Origin of the sequence: Aneurinibacillus sp. UBA3580, assembly GCF_002375825.1 — a bacterium.
Classification (GTDB): domain Bacteria; phylum Bacillota; class Bacilli; order Aneurinibacillales; family Aneurinibacillaceae; genus Aneurinibacillus; species Aneurinibacillus danicus.
Map to the genome: position 1 here is coordinate 35438 of NZ_DFMZ01000044.1, position 4564 is coordinate 40001.

The window sequence follows — 4564 nt, forward strand, 5'->3', positions numbered from 1 at the left end:
GGCTGCCGCAACCGATGCGGAAGTAGCCATTTTCTTCACATTCGAAGGTTTAAATCTTATCCATAAAGATGCGCATACCCAATTGCCGATGCCGACAGGCAAAGAACACTTTGCAGAAGGATTCAAGGCAGCGAACGTGCCGAGCATTCCGGAACTATTGAACATGGCATTGGAAATGGGCGTAAAAGTAATCGCCTGCCAGATGACAATGGACGTCATGAACCTGAAGAAAGAAGATTTTGTCGATGGTATTGAAGTAGGTGGAGCTGTAACCTTCCTGGACTTTGCATATGATGCCGACGTTACGCTGACATTCTAAAAAAATGCGGCAAAAATACAATGAGGAGGAGATACAATGAGTGCATATACCGTGGATAAAACGCTGGACTGCAAAGGGCTGTCCTGTCCGATGCCGATTGTCCGGACGAAAAAAGCGGTAGAAGAGATGGAGGCCGGCAAAGTGCTGGAAATCGTCGCCACAGATCGGGGTTCGGTAGCGGATGTGAAAAGCTGGGCGATCCGCACCGGGCACCAGTTCCTCGGCACCGTAGAGGAAGACGGGACATTTAAACATTATATCCGGAAAGCCGATCCGGAGGAGGCAAAACCGGAGAAAAAACATCCGGATATCGTATCGAATGATGAATTGCAGAGCAAACTCATGGAGCAGCCGGTCATTCTCGATGTGCGTGAGCCAATGGAATATGCATTTGGCCATATTCCAGGTGCTAAGCTGATTCCCTTTAGCCAATTGGAGGAGCGGCTGGCCGAGCTTGCCCCGCACAAAGATGAGGAAATTTATGTTGTCTGCCGTACGGGGAACCGGAGCGATATGGCGTGCCAGCTGCTGACGGAAAAAGGGTTCAAACAAGCGAAAAATGTGATGCCCGGCATGTTAGGATGGGAAGGTCCGATAGAGAAACAAGCAAATAATTAAGTAAGGAGGAGAGTATATATGAATGCAGATATCGTAGTAGACGCCAAAGGGCTATCCTGCCCGATGCCGATTGTCAAAGCGAAAAAAGCGATCGACGGCCTTGCGAGCGGTCAGATTATGGCGTTAGAGACGACCGATAAAGGCTCGGTAAACGATTTTCAGGGCTGGGTTAAACAAACAAATCATGAACTGCTGAAGATGGAAGAAGACAACGGCGTATACCGCTTCTTCGTAAAAAAATCGTAATGGAGGGAAAAGAGAGAAGAGATCAAAGGAATGGTTTTCGTTATTGAAGAAATTCTTTTGTAGAGGATTTGAACTGGTAATGAAAAAGGCACCAAAGCATGGGTGCCTTTTTTTGTGTCATAAGTAAGCGGTAAAAGGATGATTTTTGTATCAACCTCTTTCTCTATACACGTTTCCAATGGCACTCGATATCCTGTTACGAATGCAGGCCGCTTTTTGTTATATAAACTTAACCTGAAAAGTTGTATAATGAATTTGATGAACAAACTGAATGGACAGGAAGAAGGAGAAAAGAGTGCCATTTTTACGCTTTAAAGGATTTGAAAAAGATTTTCTGAAAAAGATTTCTCCCGAAGTGATAGAAAAGTTTTCCCGTATTGTGAGCATCCCGAAAGAGATTATAAAAATTGAACTACTCACTGTTGAAACTATAACGGAAACTCCTTTATCCCTAGAAATATTCATGTTCCAAAGAGCGCAGGAAATACATGACGCTCTGGCTTCCGTGCTTCACGATATCCTAAGCGAGCATGGGTATAAAAATGTTCATATCTTCTTTGTTATGCTTAACCCTTCTTTTTATTACAAAGAAGGCAATCCTTTAAAATAGGCGAGTACACAGGAACGGTTCGAGCAATTGCCGCATACGATAGAGAGAATATCGATAAAATCTGCCGGTTTTCCGCGAAGGCGGATATTATCAACGAATCTGTAGAAAAGGTAGTGAATGAGAGTGGATCCTCTTTTCAGCGAGTTGGTCAAAACGCTGCAAACGGAACAGAGACAAGCAGAGCAGTGGGCTAATGAACTGTTGGACATATCGGATTATGTGGCAATTAAGCAAATAAAAAGAATCGCACAGAAGGAAACAGAGGGATGAAGCGATGGCTGCTAATCAGGTGGCACCATGGCTGGAGCTGTTATCATGCATGGCACGTTGAATTGTACCGGGCAGTGGGGCATAAGCCGAAGGAATCGGCCGAATTGGATCGCCATCTCGAACAGTTTACTCATCATGTAGAATACCTGCTGGTACTGAAGAAGAGAGACGTACATGGGACACAGCGCCGCATCTATTAAATAGGGCGATCTAGAACAAATCTCTTCTGAGTCCGGGAGAGGTCCTTTATTAAAAAATACAATAAATACAGTAAACACAAAGCAGCCGATTCATAATGTCGGCTGCTTTGTGTTTACTGAACGTAAGGCAGTGCTGTCTGTCTTCTGATGCTACGGCATATGAAGGCGGGACGGTTTCTCAGGTTTTTAAAGCCTCTAGCTAATGTGAAGACCGATGTTTCCGAAGTTATGGGTCTCTTGTAATCGATGCAGGGCTTGCCGCGCTTCTGATAGAGGAAAGTATTGATCGATTACTGGACGAATCTGGTGCTTTGTAATAAATTGGAGCATCTCTCGAAATTCTTCCTGGCTCCCCATCGTCGAGCCTAACAAGTTAAACTGTCCGTAAAAAAAGGAACGAAGGTTGAGTTGAATCTCATCGCCGGCTGTAGCGCCGAACGTGACAAGAGTGCCACCGGGCTTCAAGATAGTGAGGCACTTGTCAAATGTAGCCGCCCCCACGCTGTCGATTACGAGATCGACCTTGTCACCCTCTAACGCTTCCAGCCAATCCTGCCCGGTTTCAATGATGACGTCGGCTCCCAGTTTACGGATATGCTGCCGTTTTTCCTCGCTACGGGAGGCGACACAGACGCGTGCCCCCACCGCCTTTGCAAATTGAACAAGATAGGTCGCCACGCCGCCGCCCGCGCCCGGAATGAATACCGTCTGTCCGGATTGTACCCGGCCGCGAGTAAACAAAGCGCGATAGGCCGTCAATGCAGAAAGCGGCAGGACGCCGGCCTCTTCCCAACTGAGGTATGATGGCTTCGGCTCCACTTGATCGGCGGAGATGACGATGAACTCCGCAAACGTCCCGTGTGTCGGTGAGCCAAGGATTTCATAATTCGGTGGAGGCGCCGGTGTGTTTTTGAACCAATGAAGCGTCGGATTGATGATCACTTCATCACCCTGGTGAATACCATGAACATCTGGACCGATTTGATCAATCACCCCGGCACCGTCAGAACCTAAGATGATGGGTGGGTCCCCCTCTTTGCCCGCATGCAAGATACGGAGATCGCGACGATTTAGGCCGGCTGTTTTCAAACGAATACGCACTTGACCCGGACCGGCTGTCGGCTCTGGCATGTCCCTATATGCAGCTCCTTCAAATCCCGGCAACCCGTGGTGGATGAATGCTTTCATTTCGAATTACTCCTTCCAATTTTGTGAGAACGATTATAAGAGACAGTATACCATAATCTCCCTATACAGCAGCGGCTCACGGATTATTCGCTGCAGGTTGCTTGTATATTTGTTTTGTTATCTGGTTAACCTCTCTTTATCATCAGAATTATGTATTCGTATTCCGTTTCGCCCGTTGTGCTTCACTTGATACAGGCATATTATATAGGTCTTTTTTCATGATAACCGGATTTTTTGGATGAGAGCTACATGAATTTTATAAAGGGGAAGGTAACGGACGCTGATTTCTGTGCAGACGACGCCGGAGAGCGTAGATCAATTCCGAGAGAGTGTGGATGTGCTTTTGGGGGTGCAGATATAGACGCCAATCTTGTCCGAAGTAAAAGCCCTTCCGTGAGTAATAGGAAGGGCTTTTGCGTTTGCAATCTATTGTTGTGAAGGTTATTAGAGTGTGAGTCTATACCTCATTGCCGACTAACCGACAGCCATCTTTCTTCTTACTCCGTGAGCCTCCATATGGGTTCTGGGTTCGCCGACGACAGGCTCCTTCTCTTCCAGTCGGTAAGCGGGAAAGGAGAGATACCCGAACTCAACGATATCGCCGCATGTCTCGCAAATGTCTCCCATCAATTCTGCTTTGGCTGTGCGCTGTTGATTGTGACACAATGGACATTCCACTTTCATAACAACCTCCGTTTGGCATGTATTTGGGATAGAAATTACGCTACCTATTATCCCATGTCAGGTATGTAGATTTTGTCAAACGATAGGAGTATATTTCGTGAAAGCGTCTTCTATTTTTGTCGAATGTGTCAAAATTGTGAATGCTTGTGACAATGTTTAAGGCGCTGGTGGACGACCCACGTCTTAAAATCAAATCATGGGAAGGACGGTTGACTTTTGTGGTACGAAGGAAAAGAGAGAAAAGAACGAGAGGATGATTTCAATGGGGAAAAAGGCGAACGCCTTTTTCTTCCCTGGCTCTCATTTCCTCTTTCCTTCTCCTTCTTTCTGCGTGATTTTCACAGAAAACTACCATGGCGTCTCAGCCACAACCCCGACATGAAAATGCAGAGAAGAGCGGCTGACTCTTGTGGTACGAAGGAAAAGAGA

General features: G+C 46.4%; 8 protein-coding genes. 6 read left to right on the plus strand and 2 right to left on the minus strand.

The genetic code is table 11. The features are described from left to right. The 6 genes from B2899_RS07065 to B2899_RS07090 form a co-directional block, all read left to right on the plus strand. Window positions 1-319: DsrE/DsrF/DrsH-like family protein (locus tag B2899_RS07065; protein ID WP_286884660.1), on the plus strand; the 319-nt coding region annotated here is incomplete at its 5' end. A 36-nt stretch (window positions 320-355) separates the two neighbouring features. Next, window positions 356-937, plus strand: a complete 582-nt coding sequence (locus B2899_RS07070; protein ID WP_286884662.1) for a sulfurtransferase TusA family protein — start codon at window positions 356-358, stop codon at window positions 935-937. An 18-nt stretch (window positions 938-955) separates the two neighbouring features. Further along, window positions 956-1183: a sulfurtransferase TusA family protein gene (locus B2899_RS07075; RefSeq protein ID WP_286884664.1), complete on the plus strand. Its 228-nt coding sequence runs from the start codon at window positions 956-958 to the stop codon at window positions 1181-1183. A 295-nt stretch (window positions 1184-1478) separates the two neighbouring features. Continuing rightward, window positions 1479-1793 (plus strand): DUF1904 family protein, encoded by a 315-nt coding sequence (locus B2899_RS07080; RefSeq protein WP_146810104.1) that lies wholly within the window; start codon window positions 1479-1481, stop codon window positions 1791-1793. Window positions 1794-1910: 117 nt separating this feature from the next. Beyond that, window positions 1911-2063 carry a hypothetical protein gene (locus B2899_RS07085; RefSeq protein WP_286884669.1) on the plus strand — a complete coding sequence of 51 codons (153 nt, stop codon included), beginning with the start codon at window positions 1911-1913 and terminating at the stop codon, window positions 2061-2063. Further along, on the plus strand, window positions 2060-2263 hold the full coding sequence (locus tag B2899_RS07090) for a hypothetical protein (protein WP_146810103.1): 204 nt from the start codon (window positions 2060-2062) through the stop codon (window positions 2261-2263). The genes B2899_RS07085 and B2899_RS07090 overlap by 4 nt, the downstream gene beginning before the upstream one ends. Window positions 2264-2458: 195 nt before the next feature. Here B2899_RS07090 and B2899_RS07095 read toward each other — a convergent pair whose 3' ends face one another. Continuing rightward, a complete protein-coding gene (locus tag B2899_RS07095; protein WP_146810102.1) occupies window positions 2459-3451 on the minus strand; it encodes a zinc-binding dehydrogenase in 993 nt (330 codons plus the stop codon). Window positions 3452-3925: 474 nt separating this feature from the next. Beyond that, on the minus strand, window positions 3926-4135 hold the full coding sequence (locus B2899_RS07100; protein WP_146810101.1) for a hypothetical protein: 210 nt from the start codon (window positions 4133-4135) through the stop codon (window positions 3926-3928). Window positions 4136-4564: the final 429 nt, after the last annotated feature.

Bases quoted from the DNA above. Each gene is read 5' to 3' on its own strand.
- B2899_RS07085 (WP_286884669.1), top strand. From the start codon at position 1,911: ATGAGAGTGGATCCTCTTTTCAGCGAGTTGGTCAAAACGCTGCAAACG.
- B2899_RS07070 (WP_286884662.1), top strand. From the start codon at position 356: ATGAGTGCATATACCGTGGATAAAACGCTGGACTGCAAAGGGCTGTCC.
- B2899_RS07100 (WP_146810101.1), bottom strand. From the start codon at position 4,135: ATGAAAGTGGAATGTCCATTGTGTCACAATCAACAGCGCACAGCCAAA.
- B2899_RS07095 (WP_146810102.1), bottom strand. From the start codon at position 3,451: ATGAAAGCATTCATCCACCACGGGTTGCCGGGATTTGAAGGAGCTGCA.
- B2899_RS07075 (WP_286884664.1), top strand. From the start codon at position 956: ATGAATGCAGATATCGTAGTAGACGCCAAAGGGCTATCCTGCCCGATG.
- B2899_RS07090 (WP_146810103.1), top strand. From the start codon at position 2,060: ATGAAGCGATGGCTGCTAATCAGGTGGCACCATGGCTGGAGCTGTTAT.